Here is a 16,689-nt window from a genome sequence, read left to right as displayed (position 1 = left end):
TTTATCATTGCTCGGATTATCAGCAACAGAGAAAAAGGAAACTCCTGGCTTTGGTTGTTTGGCGTCAGCAATCCTATTAAACTTTTTTAGCCAATAATTGAATTGGTGCAATGAGATTTGCTGCTCTCTGCAAAATTTGCTTTTTGGTAATCCTGACTCTCGCCATTGCTCGGCCAATGTGTACATCTGTTCTTGTTGATTCATGTTCTAAATATTGAATCACCAAATTTAAAGTAGCGGATTTATGTATGAAATATGCTTTTGGTGGGGCGCATACGTTTTAAAAACCCTAAACAAATAGCTTCCAGATTTAGTAGTTCTAAAGATTTAGCTTAGATTTTTATTAATTGTTTTAAACGACCCTGATATGATTGTAAATAATTTCTTTTTGTGGTATCGTTGAGAAAAGAAGCTGTTGTCAATTTTTCGATCTTATCTGACTGCGATAACAGCAACGCCATGATATCATTAAAATTTTTCTCACTAATTCCTGCATTCTCTGCCAGGATAGCAAATTGTCGACTAATTTTACCTTGGCTTAAATTTCGTGCTAATAGTCCATCATCTAATGCAAATTCTTTATCTTCTATGTGAATACGACTATTGAGTAAGTCGTAAGCAGGACTTAGTCGGAAATCTCCCATAGGAGTTTCAAGTAAAGAAAAGTTTTTAAAATGAGCATCACCATTTGAAAATAGATAATTGAATATCAATATTTTCAGCAGCTTAGGTGCTTCCAACTTATAAGCAGGTAAATATTGCTGCATTAATTGAAATAGCTCCAAATAGTTTCCTAAATATTTATAATGCTCTCCATGTGTTTGTGGTGTTCTTCCAGCTAAGGAAGCAAAATCATCTTGAGCAAGTTTTGTACCATCGTAATTTACATCAAAACGTTTGGTGATATAGGCTGAGGAGCCGTCTTTAAAGAAAATCAGTGCATTTTCGGCAGTTTCAATTCCATAAACCTGACGTGCAATTTGCATTGTTAGGTGCTCGTTAGCGGGCATCTGGTCCGGTTTTCTTCCTGCACTAGGAATTGGTTTGAGGATATAGGTACCACGTTCACCTTCATTGATAAGCCTTAATTTGTTTTTTTCAAGTAGTACGGAGAATTTTTCCTGTACTCCAGAAATAGACATGCGCTTTCGGTTTTCTTCAAATAGTTCATCTGTCTCAGGATTGGATGCTGGCGAATCATAAGGTAATATATGATGTACCTTTTTGCCTTGAAACACTCTATTCAAACAAGTTCTACTATAGGTGTTGAAACCTTCTGCTAAAGTACCGGGGCAATATTGTATTTCAGGTAAACTCATAATTTTTCGATTTTAATAACTCTAACGGCACCAATACTATCGTTTTTTGCGGTAGTCATCAGTAAACCAAAATAATCATCTCGGTCAATTTTATTATACTTACAGACCACTTGTTTGTTAGAGCCTTCAGGTAGCATGTTGTAAAAAAACGCAAATAGGAATTGTGAATGAAATTCTTGCGTGGTTTTTGGCAAAGTGAGACTTATGCCTGGTTTGCTACTGTCAGCCATCCAAGGATCATGATAATGAAATGTAAAAGAACCATCATCATGTTGGGTTAGCACGCCAGCTTCTTCGTCTTTGTATAATATTTTTGCCTTTCTCATTCTTTACGGGATAGATTTTTAACGTTTAGGCTTACTTCCATACCTAGAACATCTGCTAACTTTGATAAAGTAAGTAGAGTAGGATTTCCTTTTCCGCTTTCAAACTGTTTTAGGGTTCTTAAGCCAACGCCAGATAACTCTGCTAAGGTTTCTTGCGTCACCTGCAGTACTTCTCTACGTTCTTTTATTGTTTTTATTAACTCTACAAAGTGCATTAGATGGCTCTTTTTTACGCAAATATAAACTATATTTTATTAAGTTTAAGAAAAAGAGCATTAAAGTGCACTTTACAGTGCTTTTTACTCTATAAGCAGCTTTTATTTGTAAATAAGTGCATTATAAAGCACTATATGAGTTGTATTATATGGACTCTATCCATTCTTGTAAAAATGGGTTCTAGTGCTGAAAATGCTATTGAACTAAGAAAAAGAGAAGTTTTACTTTTTAATCACAAGGTGTAACAGACTCGGATCATTTAGAAGTCGCTCGATTTTAGATTGAATTATCTCTTGAATATCTTGTTTTACCTGCAGGTAATTTCGTTGTACCATTGCATTATCAATCTTCCTTATTACGGCAATATCTTTATAATTATCTTCTTCTTTTCTTAGCGCTTCATGGTCATTGCAACAAATAAATGAACCTTTGAGACTGTCTCTTTTTTGTTTTTATCTGTTTTTCTTTTTAAATGAGAAAGGTCTGGAAATACTAAATCCCCATCGGAATTGACCTTTTTCCCAAGAAGTTGTGGTGTAAGGAATAAATTGATTTTCTAACAGCGCCGTATTATTCATAAATGTCAATTGAAAAACATGGCCTCCTGTTTCAATTTCAAGACCAGCTGCCAAAGGGTTATAAAAAGGCAGTCCGTTTTTTTTAAAATAAGCTTTACGATTTTCGCTATTGAAAGTATAAAAATAATCGGCTATTAATGCCATTCTTTTAGTTAATTTAGCTCTTGCTCCAATTCCGACAGCAAAAACATTATTACTATCTCCGTACCCCACACGGTTATAGTGGGTGTAGGTTGGCAGCAATGCTAATGAAAAATTGCTGCTAAATTTCCTAACTATAATTGTTTGGGCCACGAACGACCAACGATCAGAAAACGAATCAAAATGATCGGGAACTTTAGGATTAACATTAGAACCCATTGTGGAAACAACAGCGTTACCAAAGAAGGTAATTCCCAATGGGATACGGTCTTTTTCGGTTTGTTCGAACAGCTTATACTTAATATTTGCTTCTAGCAACTGACGAACAGCAGTTGCTCCTTTAGTTCTAGAGATTCCAATTGCTAAGCGCTCTGAAAGTCCATAATCTAAAGCAATTTTAACATCGGCGGCGTTGTCAGTTCCATAGAAGGTTTTAAATCCACCGTAATGACCTCCGGCGTCTCCAAATCTATGTGAAATTATAAAATCAAGTTCTCCTTTATGAACTAATTCATTAGATCTGGCATTAATAATTCTGGAGGATTTAAAAGTGGCATATACTGGAATAGTGTCTTTTTCACTTGTCGTTTCAGAAGGTAAATAGTTTTCCATATTGTCTTGAGCGGTTACGCTAAAGACTGGCAACATCACAATTAAAACGATTCTAAATATTTGATTCATTTTCATTATACTTTTTTGTACGGCTTATAATTTGCTGTGATTTTTATCTCTAATTGTTCTGCTATTTTTGCAAATACTACCGTTGGAATCTCTACGCCATGATCTGCTAGTTTGATTTTAAAATCAGAAGTTAAAACTAAACCGTTTTCATTACTGGAAAGTGTTCCTGCTATTTTGTATTCTTTCTTTTTTCCGTGTATATTTAAAACTCCAACGATGGTCACTTTATGATTTCCGGTTTTTGTAAAATCAATATCTTCTAAAATTTTGCCATTAAAATCAGATACTGGAAATTTGTCACTTTCCATATAGTTTTCATTGAAATGCTCTTGCATTAATTTTTCTCTAAACTGAAAAGTGGTATTTTGAATTTTAAAATATACTTGTTTGGTCGTGTTATTTAAAACGGTAGCTACTTTATTACTCGTTCCGTCTATGTCTTGTACAGGCGTTTTAGAATAGAAACTAACTTTTGCGTTTGAAGTGGTAAAAATGTCTTGTGAAAACATAGAAGACGTAAAGGACAATGCTGCTAGTGCAACAAAAAATAATTTTGGTTTCATGTGTAAATATTTAAATAAGTAATTGATTAATTTTCAGGCATCCCTTTTGCAATCCATGCGGCCATTAAATCACGATCTCGTTGAGAAAAAGGAAATTTTGGTGGAGGAGGCATGGTTCCATTAATAATTGTGGTTGCTATTGGATTAGCGAATCGAAGGGAATTTTCATAACTATGAGTGTTTAACCACCATGTTTCAGCAGAGCCGTCAACACCATGACAGGTGGCACAGTTTTTTGTTAAAAGAGGTTTAACATAATTTTGATAGGTTACATTCTCCGATGTAATTTCAGGAGATGCAAATACTTTTCTATCATTAATATAATCAACTTCTTTTGAGCAAGAAAACAAAAACAATAGAAATACAAAGTGTATAGGATAATTTTTATTCATTTTTATATTATAATAAATTTATTTTTAGACAAAACTAAATAATTTTTTAGACAAATAGTGTAAAAATTTCAAAGAAAATAATATAATTTGAGCTAGGCGCTAATTAAAAAACGAAAACTAAGAGTTGGGAAAAGTTGGAGAATGGATGAAACCTATATAAAAGTTAAGTGTAAATGGTGTTATTTGTACATAGCAGTTGATAGATCAGGTAATGCGGTTGATTTCTATTAGCCAAGAGATGGCAAAGGATGAGTGCCCAATCTTTTATAATTAAAGCAATTGGTACTAATTGTAAATCAGGAATGCTAAATAGTGACAAAAGTGGATTAAACATAGGTACTATCAGAGTTTGTAATCAACGTTCATTTTCTAAAATAGTGATCCGACAATGTAAATACTTGAACAACATTGTCGAACAGGATCATCGTTTCATCAAGTAAAGAATTCTAAATGGAATAGGATTTGCAGCTTTTGAATCAGCTGACAGAACGTTAAGTGGAATTGAATTTGTACATATGCTAAGAAAGAAACAATGATTAATCCAGATATAACTATGTTTAAATCATTCTGTTCATTGATAGCATAACCCATCCAAAACAATAATAAATTTATGCTCGACAGATGTGACAAACTCGGCAGATGTGACAAAACCGTATATACTTTTTGATAACAGCTTTATAAAGCTAGTTTCTTTAAATCCTGCATAAAATGGTTCGTAAACAGGCTCGTATGGATCAACAGCCTCAAGGGACAGAGAAGAAAAATTCTTGATTCTTTTTTGTTTTTACCTATTTAGCTGTGTCGCTTCATTGATTCCACATACTTTCAAAATGGGCTTTTGTAAGTAGTCCAAAAAAAGTTTTGCAAAATAGACATTTATTCCTGTTGCGCCAGAAATAAAATCGTTATGACTCCCGAAAACAACATTTTTTTTATGCTTTTACATAATATTTTCATAAATTGGCACTATAAATCACAACCTTTTGATGTTTTATAGAAGAAAATTTAGCTTGACAACTAATTATTTGTTAATATTATAAAAGTTATTTAAACAGAAACAATATCTATTTCCTGGATCCCGATAGTTAGCGGGAGAAAACAAACAAACAAATACCACAACGACATACGCCAAAATATTTAGTTCAAAATAACCATATTGGGAGTAATTATAAAAGAATTATAATCAACGTGGTAAAATATTATTGAAACTAATCTAAATTTACAAAAAAAGGAAACAAGCGAAAATACTTTAAAGGAATTCCCTTTAAATAAAAAATAAATAAAAACAATTTGAAGCTTATCGATTTTATATTTACACAAGACGTTAAAATAAGAAACAACGTATAAAGGATAAATAATTATAAGGCACATAATCCATCCATCACAAAACACAATTTATATTCTCTTTAATAAAAACGGAAGCAATATGAATAAAAAGTATCGTTTAATATCAAAAATTCTGGCAATAGCCTTATTCTTCTTAGGGATTATTGTATTGATAGGATGGCTATTGGATATTTCTATATTAAAGAGTGTGATGTCAGGTGTAGTTTCCATGAAAGTAAACACTGCTTTATGTTTTATACTGAGTGGATTTACTTTATGGATCTTAAATGGCAAAAAGCAAAATAGTTTTAAAAAAATGTATTCCATTCTTTTTCCTTCCATAGTAATTCTTATAGGATTGTTAACTTTAGGGGAATACCTTTTTGAAATTAATTTTGGGATAGATGAGTTCTTATTTAAAGAAGAAACAAGAGCGACAGCAACATCCGATCCAGGACGAATGTCTCCTATAACTGCCTTTTGTTTTATTTTATCAGGAATATCTTTAATGCTTCTTTACAGGAATAAAGCCTTTCAATTGTTTCAATTATTCAGTCTGACTGTTGGTGCTCTAGCATTATTAACATTGATCGGATACGGCTACGCGGTAAATGATTTTCAGGGGGGGATGACTAGTTTCACTAAAATGGCTATTCATACATCAGTAGCTTTTGTCTTCTTGTCGGGTGGGATGTTACTTTCTAAATCTGACAAAGGCCTTATGTGTATTTTTACAAACGATGGTATAGCGGGGATTACTGCAAGAAATTTATTGCCGGTTATCATTTTCACCCCTCTTATTTTGGGTTGGTTGAGATTGATAGGACAGCAAGCAGGCTACTATAGTACGGAACTTGGAGTGGCACTTTTCTCATTTATTACTATTTTAATACTTGTGGTCGTGGTTTTTAGGATTTCAGGAACTCTTTTATCAATTGACAGGAGAAGAAAAGAAGCCGAAGAGCAATTAAAAGAATACAAATATTTTTTTAACAATAACCATGACCTTTGTGGTATTGCAAACACGGAGGGGTATTTTGAGTTCGTTAATGCCAACTTTACTAAGATATTAGGATATTCGGAAAAAGAATTTTTCGAGACACCATTTATTGAATTAATCCATCCTGAAGATATTCCCGCTACACTTAAGGAATATGAGAAATTGAAATCGGGTGTATTGGTAATAAATTTTGTAAACCGCTACCGAAAAAAAGACGGCAACTATCTGTATCTAGACTGGAATGCAACGCCCAATCCTGCAACTGCAAAACTATATTGCGTAGCCCGCAATATTACAGAGCGAAAAAAAGCGGAAGAGCAACTATTAAGAGCGAATAAAGAATTGGAAAATTATATCCTGCAATTAGCAGAAAGCGAGGAAAAATTCAGAGTAGTTTTAGATTCTGCACATATTGGAGCCTGGGATTTGAATTTAGTTAAAGACACCGCTTGGCGTTCCATATTACATGACCAAATTTTCGGTTATGAAAATCTTTTACCGGAATGGGGATATAACATTTTTATAAAACATGTAATTCCTGAAGACAGGGAGTATGCGAAGCAACGATTTGAAGAAGCATATTCCAAAGGCAAGTTCGGTATGGAATGCCGCATTAAAAGAGCAAATGATACTATGATTCGGTGGATTTCAGCGCAAGGCCTTGTTTACAAGAACGAAAAAGGGGAGTTAACCAAAATGATGGGAATAGTTATTGACATTACTGATCGTAAAAATTCAGAACATCAATTAGAAGTTATTATGGCAAATCTAAAAGAAGCCCAGACATTGGCAAAAGTTGGTAATTGGGATAGTAATTTAGTTACCAATATAGATACTTGGTCAGACGAAGCTTTTAAAATTTTAGGATTTGACCCAAATACAACGGTACCATCACTAGATGCCTATTTTTCTTGCATACACCCAAATGATTTGGCTTTTGTAAAAGAAAAAGTAAATGAAGTTTTTACCACCTTGAAAGGAAACACATACAATCATCGAATAAAAAGAAAAGACGAAACAATCATTCACGTCCTTACTCAGAGTAATATGGAATTTGATGATAATAATAATCCCACGCGTTATTTCGGGATTGTTCAAGATATAACAGAAATAAAAAATGCCGAAGAAAAATTAATTGAAATAAATAAAGAACTGGAGTCTTTTTCGTACTCCATTTCTCATGATTTACGTGCCCCACTGCGTGCCATCAATGGTTATGCACAAATACTGAATGAAGATTATGGAGAAAAATTAGATCAGGAAGGAATGCGCATCCTTGAAACAATAAGATCCAATGCCACCAAAATGGGAACACTCATCGACGATCTACTTGCTTTTTCCCGTCTTGGCCGAAAAGAGATACAGAAAACGGAGATTGATATGGATAAACTAACCGAAAGTGTAATTAATGAAGTAAATAAATCAATGCAGCACAAGGCAGAAATCAATACAGCCAATCTTCATAAAGTGAACGCAGACTATAGTTTGCTTCACCAGGTAATGTTCAATCTTGTTTCGAATGCCATAAAATACTCTTCAAAGGGAGATAATCCTAGCGTGAGAATTTCTTCAGAAGAGAAGAACGGTGAAATTATATTTTCAGTAAATGATAACGGTGTAGGTTTCGACATGCAATATTCCGATAAATTGTTTGGTGTATTCCAACGCTTGCATTCCTATGATGAATTTAAAGGAACAGGAGTTGGTCTGGCGATTGTTCAACGAATTATCATCAAACACGGGGGGGAAGTTTGGGCAAAAGGAATAGTAAACAAAGGAGCGACATTTCATTTTTCATTAACAAAAAACTAAAACAACATGGACAACCTACAAATTCTTTTAGTGGAAGACAATATAAACGATGCCGAATTAACCATTAGAGCACTAAAAAAAAATAATCTGGCAAACAAGTTACTCCATCTTAAAGACGGAGCGGAAGCACTGGATTATATCTTTGCACAAGGCCAGTATTCTGACCGAGGGATGGATAACATTCCAAATGTAATTGTTTTGGATTTGAAAATGCCGAAAGTAAACGGCATTGAAGTACTCCGGAGAATAAAATCCGATGAGCGCACAAAAAGAATCCCCGTTGTGGTACTCACCTCTTCCAAAGAAGATCCAGATATTCAGGAATGCTATAGCTTGGGCGTAAACAGTTATGTGGTGAAGCCTGTGGAATTCGACCATTTCGTCAAAGCGGTAAGCGATTTGGGATTGTACTGGATGATATTAAACCAACCACCACAGTAAATAAAATCCCTATGGAAAAGATAGTAAAAATATTACTACTGGAAGACAATAAAAACGATGTAGGATTAATACTGCGTGAACTGAACAAATCCCGATTGGTTTTCACCTCGGAAATTGTTGAAACACGTGAAGCTTTTGAAATTGCTCTGGATATTTTTAGACCTGATATCATATTATCAGATTATCATCTGCCTTCATTTAATGGAGGTGAAGCTCATCGAATTACGAAAAAAAAATATTCCGAAATTCCATTTATTATTGTTTCAGGAACTGTTGGAGAAGAAAATGCGGTTGAACTTATAAAAAATGGCGTTACCGATTATGCACTGAAAGATAAATTATTTACACTACCCCTTAAAATTGAGCGTGCATTGAAAGAGGCGGAAGAAAAGAAAGAAAACAAAGAGGTGAGCGAACGCTTCAGCCTCGCCGCAAGAGCTTCTAAAGACATAATTTATGAATGGAAGATAAACGATGATGTAGTATGGAGAAATGAGGCCTATTATAATTTTATGGAAATAGAGAAAGAAAAGGAATGGTTAGACCTTGCAAGTTGGTCAAATTCCATTCATCCTGATGACCAGGAAAGAGTAACAAATAGTGTTACAGATTTTTTTAGAAGCAAAGAAATTTTTTGGTCCGGTGAATATCGTTTTCTGGATAATAAAGGAAAGATTTATTATTTTGTTGACAAGGGCTACTTGCTTCGAGACCAAAATGGAGATCCCTTCAGAATGATAGGGTCGATAGCGGATGTTACTGGCCTAAAAGATTACATAACTCAGCTCAAAGAAATGCTTTTTATGACTTCTCACAGAGTAAGACAGCCCATCGCAAATATTTTGGGTCTGTTAAATGAACTTGATGATCCCTTAAATAATCCGGCGGAATTAAAAGAAATAGTCGATTATATAAAACTTTCTGCAATTAATCTGGAAGAGTTTACTCACGAGTTGAATCATTTCATTCAAAACTCAAAAGATAAAGCAGAAAATAAAATCCAAATATAATAGGGATTTACAAAATAAGAGTCGAAGCAGCTTATAGTTAAAAAAAATAGTCTAAATCAATTGTGTGCTGATTTTAAGAGAAGATTTGAGGCTTTCTGATGAAAGGGCATAATATATATTACGGTGGGAAGTATTATTGGTCATATTGTTTTTGAAATTGTAGTTGCATTGTTTGTCAAAGAAGAGATAGTAGTAAGAATAAATACTACTGTAATCTGTCCTAAAAAAGATAGCTTTCAATATGTTAAAAAACAAACTCAAGCGTAGTATAAAAAGTTCTGCTATCCGACGGAATGATTCCTGGACCTGGATAACCAGTGGCTCTTCTTGTAAAATAACTATTGTTTGTGAAATTAGTAATTCCAGCTTCCAATTTCCAGTTTTGCCATTTGTAGGAGGTTGAAAAATCAGCTACGTAATAGGCTGGGATTTGGCCAAAAATGCCATAAGTGTTGTCACTTACATCTGTTTCACTGTTGTTTGCTTCGGTAAATTGAGAAGATACATAGGTAAATTGTACACTTGAAATAAAGTTTTTATATCCAATTCCTGTTCCTGTTTTTATATTATAAAGAGGTACAAATTCCACCTTGTTCCCTTCAATGTTTGGAGCGTCCGATTTTAAATATTCCGAATTGGTAATAGCGATATTGGAGAATACATTCCAAACAAAGTTGCCGTTTTGTTTGAAAAAGGTTTTATTTAAACTCCAATCGAACATCGTCTCAAAACCATACGTCACTGCTGTTCCAATATTATCTCGGAATCTTACTATTGCTGCTGAACCATTGGGATTTCTAGTTTCATATTCACCAATTTTATCATCATAATACAATCCGTAAACGCTTGCGTCAAAGGTTACTTTGTTGCCTATTTGCCCGCGAATTCCAATATCCGAAGTATAGCCTTTTTCATCTGTAATATTCTCATCAATCACCTGACTTGGACTGACGGTTCGAATATCATTAAAAGTTACAGAGCGATAATTTTGTGAAACATTTCCATAAAATTCAATTCTGTTTTGTGGTTTATAGCTTAATCCAACTCCTAGTAAAAAAAAGTTTCGGTCTTTTATATTATTCTCAAACTTAGTTTCATCCAGGATTACATTTCCGGCTAAATCCAGATTTATTTTTCGATAAGAACCTTCTGCCTGTGTTTTTATTTTTTCAAATCTAAAACCTGGAGTAACAGAGAAATTGGGCGTTATTTTAAATATATTCTCTCCAAAAACAGATACATTCAAATTTGGATATGTATAATTGGATTGGTTGGCATAAAAAGGGAATTCTGCATCAGCAACATCAAAATGGGCATCACTACCGGAGCTTCCCGGACCTTGAATTCCGGAATTTTTAGATTGATAATATTTGGTTCCAATTAAAAAAGCACTGGTGTTGTTTTTTATTTTGTATCGTTTTAAAAATCGTGCTTCTGCACCCCAATTGACAAATTCACCTATTATTAAATCTCTTTCCGTTCCTAATACATCAGGATTAGAAACTCTATTGGAACGATATCCAACAGCTTTGCGACTAGCATCTAGCCCAAATAGTTGCAGTGAAAAATCGGCATTAGCATTAAATTTATGTTTTAATCGCAATGCAAATAAGTTCCAGTTTACTGCAAACCAATTCCGGGTTCTGTTGCTTTGTGTAGGGTTATCGTTAAACATCACATCAGTCAATCCACCGGCTTGTTGGGCTAAATAATTAAAATAAGTGTAGTCGAAATGCAAGGAAGTTTTATCGTTGAATTGATAATTTAAATTTCCAAAATAATTTTTACTCTCGAATTCAGAATTGGGTCTAAAACCATTTCCTTGCTTGTAATTATAAAAGGTATAGTAACTGAATTTATCTTTTGTACCGCTTAATGAAGTAAAATTGGTAAACAAACCATAAGATCCAATGGTATTTCTTGTAGTAAATTCGAATTGTTTTTTGCTTGGCGCTTTTAATTTAAAATTGACTAATCCGCCAAATTGGGTTCCATATTGCAATGATGCAGCACCGCGAATTACTTGAATTTCTTCGAGAGCCTCGGTAGGTGTTGCATAATAACTTTCGGGATAACCCAAAACATCGGCACTGATATCATAACCGTTTTGTCGGGTATTAAAATTGGATGTTCTGTTTGGATCCAATCCACGTCCGCCAATGCTTAATTGTAAACCTCCATCTGAACTTTCGTTGATTGTTAATCCTACAACTTGAGCAAATATTTGACGTGCATTATTGGTTGCCTTGTTTGCCGTAAGTTTGTTTAACGAGATCACTTCGGTTTTCTTTCCGGCATAAATGGCCGTTTCATCAATATCCTTTAATTTATTGAGTGCAAATATTTTTTCCTTTTGTGTATTAATAAATACTTCCGAAAGGTTGGTGATTTTATCTAAAATAATAACATTACTTTCTTCAGATGTTGAAACTGTTTTTTCTAAAAAGGCATAATTTTCTTTGTAAAAAACGAGTTCATAATTGCCTGATTTGTCTAATTCTATTGAAAACTCTCCTTTAGCGTTAGATAGGGATTTAATCCCGGAAGATCTATTATATACTTCAACGGAAGCCAGTATTCTACCATTGTCAGCTGTAGTAATTCCTGAAATTTTATATTGGGAAAAACTATTTATTGTAAACAATAAAAAAAGGATACAACTAAAATCCTTTAATTTCATCGTTAAAAGGTAAAATCCAAGTTGTGTGATGGAATGTTTCATTTTCTTTGGCTAAATTTATTTTAGGATTGATATATTTTTGACTTAATCTTCCATTGAGAGCAACGTAGCTTTCTACTCTAACTTCGGGGTCATTAATGCCTTGTTTTTGGTGATAATCGTGTAAAAAATGTGCGTATTCCAAAATGAAATCAGGTTGAAACGACATTTGTTTTTCCTGAAAAGTGGTTAAGAAATGACTGTTGTCTACCATTATATTTTCTTTTGTTTTCGCATCGGTAACAATAAATTGTGTATAACCGGCTTTTTCCATAAGCATCACGCGCCACGAAAATCGAAATCCTTCCTCGGTCCAAAATAACTCGTCAGGATACAATAAATATCGAAAAGGAAACAGTAATTGGAAAGTTATAAAAGAGGTTAAAAAGGCGATTTTAATTTTATAAATCCCATTGAAATTCTGAATTTTTTCTTTTCCGTTCTCAAAGAAAGTTATACTGAAATTGAATAATTTTGAAACAGTTTGCAAACACTTTTTATGAAAATCCGCATCAAAAAAGAGCAATGAACTTACAATCATTATATATGGAAAAACACCAATTGGGAAAAGAATTCTAGTCAAAATATGAAATATTACCACTAAAACAAAAGCGAATAATCGGGTTCTTTTGTAAAGCAATAAAAAAGGGATACTTAAATCGTACATCATTCCTGTCCAACTGAAAGCATAATGCACCCAATTCTCGTTTAAGAAAGAACCAATTATTGGTAAATTTGAATTATTAGGTAACCAGATTTTCAGTGGCATCGCTTCAAAAAGCCAGTCGGAATTAAGCTTTGCTAGGCCTGCATAAAAATATACAATCCCTAACAGCAATTTTAAAATATCAATAGTCCAACTCGGGATTTTCTGAAAGGCAATTTTAGGATTTCTATAAGCATCAATAGAAAAACAGGCATTTGCGGGTAAAAAAATCAGTATAAAACTTACCACCGTAATAAAATAATAATGGTTCAGGTAAGTGGTTTTATCCATAAATTCAATGTAGGTAAAGCTAAGGAAAAAGGTAATGATTGATAATTTATATTTGTATCCAATGGCGACAAATAAAGCAGCCAACCCTGAAACAAAAAATAATAAATACGTATAATTCCCAAGAGGTTTTACCCACTCAAAACCATAATACGTAAAGTGAAATTGGGGTTGGATATAAAATTTTTCAATCCAACCATAACTCACAAATCGTATGAGACTTAAAACCATCATAAAGCCAAACGCTAGCCTAAAAAAAGCTAGCGTTGATGCCTCTGAATATTTATTTAGATATTTTGTTATGCTAAAACCCATAATTAATCGCCATCTCCATCTACATAATCAATAGTGATGTTTAATGCTTGCATCATATCTAGTTTTGTATAGATTATATTTTGCTGTAAAGCATCGTAAGCGGCAATCATTTTTGAATTATCAGTATTTACTTGCTGTGAAAAACTATTGTTAAGCGTATTGTTTACAGTATAAATAGTAGCAAATTGATTATTTATAATATCGCTTAATTTTTGACCATTTCTAATCGTATTTAAAAAATCTAAATAGGTTTTTAGGCCTTCGCCAGTTGTTGTACTATTGAAATGTTTTCCATTAAAAAAATCTTGAGTTGCTTTTATTGAAGCATGCAACAATTCTTTTGAAATATCATTTTTATAATACCCTTCCACTTTTTCCGGATATTTAACACCACTTGAAAAAACGCCTGATGGAATTCCTATTTTACCGGTACGAATGTCTTTTTCAAAGTTTTTTACAAATAAATTTGTTGTTTTGTTTACTGAGCTACTTACCGAAGTCCCGTTATTTACTACGTAGCTATTTCTAAATCCTGAATTCCAGTCTGTTACAACTGCATCGATGTTTGTTTTTAGTTTGCTCACAACAGCTGTTAGATACTGCTTGTAATTTGTAGCATTTGTATTTGTAGTATAAAAACCAACAATTGATGCGTCATTTGTGCTCAAACCATTTATCAAATAATCCAATGCTGGAAAACCTTGTTTGTCAAGTTGAGACAACAATGCCAGATTGTAAGTTCCAGAGGAAATATTTGATTCTATACCGATTGTATTTGTTGGATAAGTATTGGATGCCATATTAAAATTGATCTCCTCTGCTTTACCCAAATTATACATCGATACATATTGATAGGCTTTGTAAGCTTCCAACCAAGAAGTCCTAACCGTTTGAAGATTTACTTCAGTTGGAGTTGCAACAAAAGTATTTGTGTTAGTTATCAATGTTTGAACCTTTGCTTGATAATTTACATAACTTGGAACAATGATATTATCTGCCCAATTTGTTAAAAGTGCTGTTCTATCATAATTATTCCCGTCAGTATTGTTATCTCCCTCATTTGATGAGCAAGCTACAACTAGAACAATAAGACTTAAAATTAATAGTATCTTTTTCATTTCTTAAAAATTTTCACAAAAGTACAAAAAGCAAGAGAAGTTAATTTCTCTTGCCTTGTTTTTTATTGAATTAATTTACTGTTGCAGCTTGAGCAACTGTAAAACCAAATTTTGTTGCAATTTGTAGAGATATTGCATCTAGTTTAGCTCCCAATGTATCGATAGCCCACAGACCATTTGTTCCGCTCACCATAGAAGTCAACATTGCATCTACTTCTGCTTTTGTAAAATAAGGACTATTTGTTCCTGGCTTATTTGTATAACGTAATGACATAATAAATCCATAACCTTCAGACAAAGCGTGAAAAGCTTTTGCACCATTATCAGTTGCTAATTTACCTTTTCCTTCTTGCAAATAAAATACGGCTCTAACTGCTGAAACCAGTGCTAGTTTTGCTTTGATGACATCAATTTGAGCATCACGAACTGCATAATCATTTGCAACGATTGCTGCTCTACCTTTACGGAAAGCCAAATCAATATCGGCTTTAAGAGTATTAAAATCAGTATCGGCATTCACTTGATTGATATAACTGCTCCAGAATTTGAAAGTGTTTGGCGTAACAGTTAAATTATCTGCTCCATAAACATAACCATAAGCTTCATCCCAAGTGTGCTCCATTGTTGTGTAGGATTTACCGGCAACTAAAGTTTTAGCAGTATTATCAGCTTTACTAGTGCCTTCATCTAATTTATTTAAACTTAAATAATTATTAGCTATTTGATCCATAAAACAAGCGCCCATCATTCCTTTTAATAAAACTTGTTGAGGCTCTAATCCATTTGCTGCAAATAAGCGTTTGCTTGTTCCATCTAAATAAACACCTGCAACACCCGCTGAAGCAGTTGCTCCTTGACTGGCAGCATCAGCATTGTCGAATTGGGTTTCAAATAAATCACGAACACTTACTTGTTCAGCTATTGAACCACCACCAAGATATAATGAAAAATAATCTTTTGAAGCAGCCGTTTTATCTTTTAATTGTTTCCCTGAAGTGTTTAAACCCGCACCAGTAAAGCGATTGTTTGTATTTAAATACATTTCAGACAAAACCGCATCATCAACTACAGTTCCGTTTGTTGCGGCTATACTAAAATATTTTCCCATCTCATCAAGCATTAATAAACGGCTCGATTGCCCAGAATAATCTACAGAAGTTACCGCATTTCTTTCGAATGTGTAAGTTGCCGGAACAGTATAATTAAAAGTTTCTTCGACTGTAGCCTCGTCATTTGAACAAGAAGCAAGCACTAATAATAAAATAGGGAATGCGGAAAGAGATAATTTTTTAAAGTTCATTTCAGTTAATTTAGATTGAATAAAAATAATTTCCTGCAAATATAAAACCTAAAAGGTAACAAACAAATTTTTTATTTAAATTTATTCTAAATAAAACGCATGTATTACCAAAACTCTATCAAAAAAATTTAATTACTGTATGCCGCAAGATAACAAGTGTTAATCTCAAATAAAGCATTGACAGAGAGCTTTTTACAATATGTTTTAAAAAAAATGTACATACAACACGGTATTTATCAATTTAGTTTTAAACGTTTTATGACAAATGTGACACGAAAACTTTTGACGGTACAACTTTTTTGAAGAGACTAATTTTTATATTTATGCGAATCAAGGGTTGAAAAGTAACAGGAAATATACACAAATAATAAGAAATATCTTTCAATTTATTTGTTTTAAAGTCTGAAAATCAGTACATTTAAGGTGTGTCCTAAGCAC

15 protein-coding genes are annotated in these 16,689 nt (G+C 33.3%); 4 read left to right on the top strand and 11 right to left on the bottom strand.

Annotation, left to right across the window (positions count from 1 at the left end):
- The 7 genes from tnpA to ACNQGN_RS18365 all read right to left on the bottom strand — a co-directional run.
- Positions 1 to 204 (bottom strand): IS66 family insertion sequence element accessory protein TnpA (gene tnpA, locus ACNQGN_RS18395; protein WP_417989284.1); only part of this gene is annotated, 204 nt, incomplete at its 3' end.
- 128 nt (positions 205 to 332) lie between these two features.
- Positions 333 to 1,319: a type II toxin-antitoxin system HipA family toxin gene (locus ACNQGN_RS18390; RefSeq protein ID WP_417989283.1), complete on the bottom strand. Its 987-nt coding sequence runs from the start codon at positions 1,317 to 1,319 to the stop codon at positions 333 to 335.
- Positions 1,316 to 1,645, bottom strand: coding sequence for a HipA N-terminal domain-containing protein (locus ACNQGN_RS18385; protein ID WP_417989282.1), 330 nt, complete (start codon positions 1,643 to 1,645; stop codon positions 1,316 to 1,318). Before ACNQGN_RS18385 ends, ACNQGN_RS18390 begins: the two co-directional genes overlap by 4 nt.
- Positions 1,642 to 1,860 carry a helix-turn-helix domain-containing protein gene (locus tag ACNQGN_RS18380; RefSeq protein WP_417989281.1) on the bottom strand — a complete coding sequence of 73 codons (219 nt, stop codon included), beginning with the start codon at positions 1,858 to 1,860 and terminating at the stop codon, positions 1,642 to 1,644. Before ACNQGN_RS18380 ends, ACNQGN_RS18385 begins: the two co-directional genes overlap by 4 nt.
- Before the next feature lie 453 nt (positions 1,861 to 2,313).
- Positions 2,314 to 3,261: a DUF5777 family beta-barrel protein gene (locus ACNQGN_RS18375; RefSeq protein WP_417989280.1), complete on the bottom strand. Its 948-nt coding sequence runs from the start codon at positions 3,259 to 3,261 to the stop codon at positions 2,314 to 2,316.
- A 5-nt stretch (positions 3,262 to 3,266) separates the two neighbouring features.
- Entirely contained in the window at positions 3,267 to 3,824 is a 558-nt protein-coding gene (locus ACNQGN_RS18370) for a YceI family protein (RefSeq protein ID WP_417989279.1), read from the bottom strand.
- 26 nt (positions 3,825 to 3,850) lie between these two features.
- Positions 3,851 to 4,216 carry a c-type cytochrome gene (locus ACNQGN_RS18365; RefSeq protein WP_417989278.1) on the bottom strand — a complete coding sequence of 122 codons (366 nt, stop codon included), beginning with the start codon at positions 4,214 to 4,216 and terminating at the stop codon, positions 3,851 to 3,853.
- Positions 4,217 to 4,357: 141 nt separating this feature from the next.
- Here ACNQGN_RS18365 and ACNQGN_RS18360 point away from each other — a divergent pair, with 141 nt between their 5' ends.
- From ACNQGN_RS18360 to ACNQGN_RS18345, 4 genes are all read left to right on the top strand, one after another.
- On the top strand, positions 4,358 to 4,447 hold the full coding sequence (locus tag ACNQGN_RS18360) for a DDE-type integrase/transposase/recombinase (protein ID WP_417989277.1): 90 nt from the start codon (positions 4,358 to 4,360) through the stop codon (positions 4,445 to 4,447).
- Between the two features lie 1,195 nt (positions 4,448 to 5,642).
- On the top strand, positions 5,643 to 8,354 hold the full coding sequence (locus ACNQGN_RS18355) for a PAS domain-containing protein (protein ID WP_417989276.1): 2,712 nt from the start codon (positions 5,643 to 5,645) through the stop codon (positions 8,352 to 8,354).
- Between the two features lie 6 nt (positions 8,355 to 8,360).
- The gene (locus ACNQGN_RS18350; protein ID WP_417989275.1) at positions 8,361 to 8,795 is read left to right on the top strand and encodes a response regulator; all 435 of its coding nucleotides are present in this window, start codon (positions 8,361 to 8,363) and stop codon (positions 8,793 to 8,795) included.
- 11 nt (positions 8,796 to 8,806) lie between these two features.
- Positions 8,807 to 9,805: a PAS domain-containing protein gene (locus tag ACNQGN_RS18345; protein ID WP_417989274.1), complete on the top strand. Its 999-nt coding sequence runs from the start codon at positions 8,807 to 8,809 to the stop codon at positions 9,803 to 9,805.
- Positions 9,806 to 10,049: 244 nt separating this feature from the next.
- Here ACNQGN_RS18345 and ACNQGN_RS18340 read toward each other — a convergent pair whose 3' ends face one another.
- From ACNQGN_RS18340 to ACNQGN_RS18325, 4 genes are all read right to left on the bottom strand, one after another.
- On the bottom strand, positions 10,050 to 12,485 hold the full coding sequence (locus tag ACNQGN_RS18340; RefSeq protein WP_417989285.1) for a TonB-dependent receptor domain-containing protein: 2,436 nt from the start codon (positions 12,483 to 12,485) through the stop codon (positions 10,050 to 10,052).
- Positions 12,466 to 13,833 carry an HTTM domain-containing protein gene (locus ACNQGN_RS18335; RefSeq protein WP_417989273.1) on the bottom strand — a complete coding sequence of 456 codons (1,368 nt, stop codon included), beginning with the start codon at positions 13,831 to 13,833 and terminating at the stop codon, positions 12,466 to 12,468. The genes ACNQGN_RS18340 and ACNQGN_RS18335 overlap by 20 nt, the downstream gene beginning before the upstream one ends.
- 2 nt (positions 13,834 to 13,835) lie before the next feature.
- A complete protein-coding gene (locus tag ACNQGN_RS18330; RefSeq protein WP_417989272.1) occupies positions 13,836 to 14,951 on the bottom strand; it encodes an imelysin family protein in 1,116 nt (371 codons plus the stop codon).
- Positions 14,952 to 15,021: 70 nt separating this feature from the next.
- Positions 15,022 to 16,251: a DUF4856 domain-containing protein gene (locus ACNQGN_RS18325; RefSeq protein ID WP_417989271.1), complete on the bottom strand. Its 1,230-nt coding sequence runs from the start codon at positions 16,249 to 16,251 to the stop codon at positions 15,022 to 15,024.
- Positions 16,252 to 16,689 lie beyond the last annotated feature (438 nt).

Source organism: Flavobacterium rhamnosi (assembly GCF_048286515.1).
Lineage (GTDB): Bacteria > Bacteroidota > Bacteroidia > Flavobacteriales > Flavobacteriaceae > Flavobacterium.
The sequence above is the reverse complement of the archived record's forward strand: the minus strand, read 5'-3'. Positions and strand labels throughout refer to the sequence as shown.

Excerpts from the sequence above, each read along its gene's own strand:
- ACNQGN_RS18330 (WP_417989272.1), bottom strand. The coding sequence starts at position 14,951 with ATGAAAAAGATACTATTAATTTTAAGTCTTATTGTTCTAGTTGTAGCT.
- ACNQGN_RS18355 (WP_417989276.1), top strand. The coding sequence starts at position 5,643 with ATGAATAAAAAGTATCGTTTAATATCAAAAATTCTGGCAATAGCCTTA.
- ACNQGN_RS18390 (WP_417989283.1), bottom strand. The coding sequence starts at position 1,319 with ATGAGTTTACCTGAAATACAATATTGCCCCGGTACTTTAGCAGAAGGT.
- ACNQGN_RS18340 (WP_417989285.1), bottom strand. The coding sequence starts at position 12,485 with ATGAAATTAAAGGATTTTAGTTGTATCCTTTTTTTATTGTTTACAATA.
- ACNQGN_RS18345 (WP_417989274.1), top strand. The coding sequence starts at position 8,807 with ATGGAAAAGATAGTAAAAATATTACTACTGGAAGACAATAAAAACGAT.
- ACNQGN_RS18375 (WP_417989280.1), bottom strand. The coding sequence starts at position 3,261 with ATGAATCAAATATTTAGAATCGTTTTAATTGTGATGTTGCCAGTCTTT.
- ACNQGN_RS18365 (WP_417989278.1), bottom strand. The coding sequence starts at position 4,216 with ATGAATAAAAATTATCCTATACACTTTGTATTTCTATTGTTTTTGTTT.
- ACNQGN_RS18360 (WP_417989277.1), top strand. The coding sequence starts at position 4,358 with ATGGATGAAACCTATATAAAAGTTAAGTGTAAATGGTGTTATTTGTAC.
- ACNQGN_RS18380 (WP_417989281.1), bottom strand. The coding sequence starts at position 1,860 with ATGCACTTTGTAGAGTTAATAAAAACAATAAAAGAACGTAGAGAAGTA.
- ACNQGN_RS18350 (WP_417989275.1), top strand. The coding sequence starts at position 8,361 with ATGGACAACCTACAAATTCTTTTAGTGGAAGACAATATAAACGATGCC.
- ACNQGN_RS18335 (WP_417989273.1), bottom strand. The coding sequence starts at position 13,833 with ATGGGTTTTAGCATAACAAAATATCTAAATAAATATTCAGAGGCATCA.
- ACNQGN_RS18325 (WP_417989271.1), bottom strand. The coding sequence starts at position 16,251 with ATGAACTTTAAAAAATTATCTCTTTCCGCATTCCCTATTTTATTATTA.
- ACNQGN_RS18385 (WP_417989282.1), bottom strand. The coding sequence starts at position 1,645 with ATGAGAAAGGCAAAAATATTATACAAAGACGAAGAAGCTGGCGTGCTA.
- ACNQGN_RS18370 (WP_417989279.1), bottom strand. The coding sequence starts at position 3,824 with ATGAAACCAAAATTATTTTTTGTTGCACTAGCAGCATTGTCCTTTACG.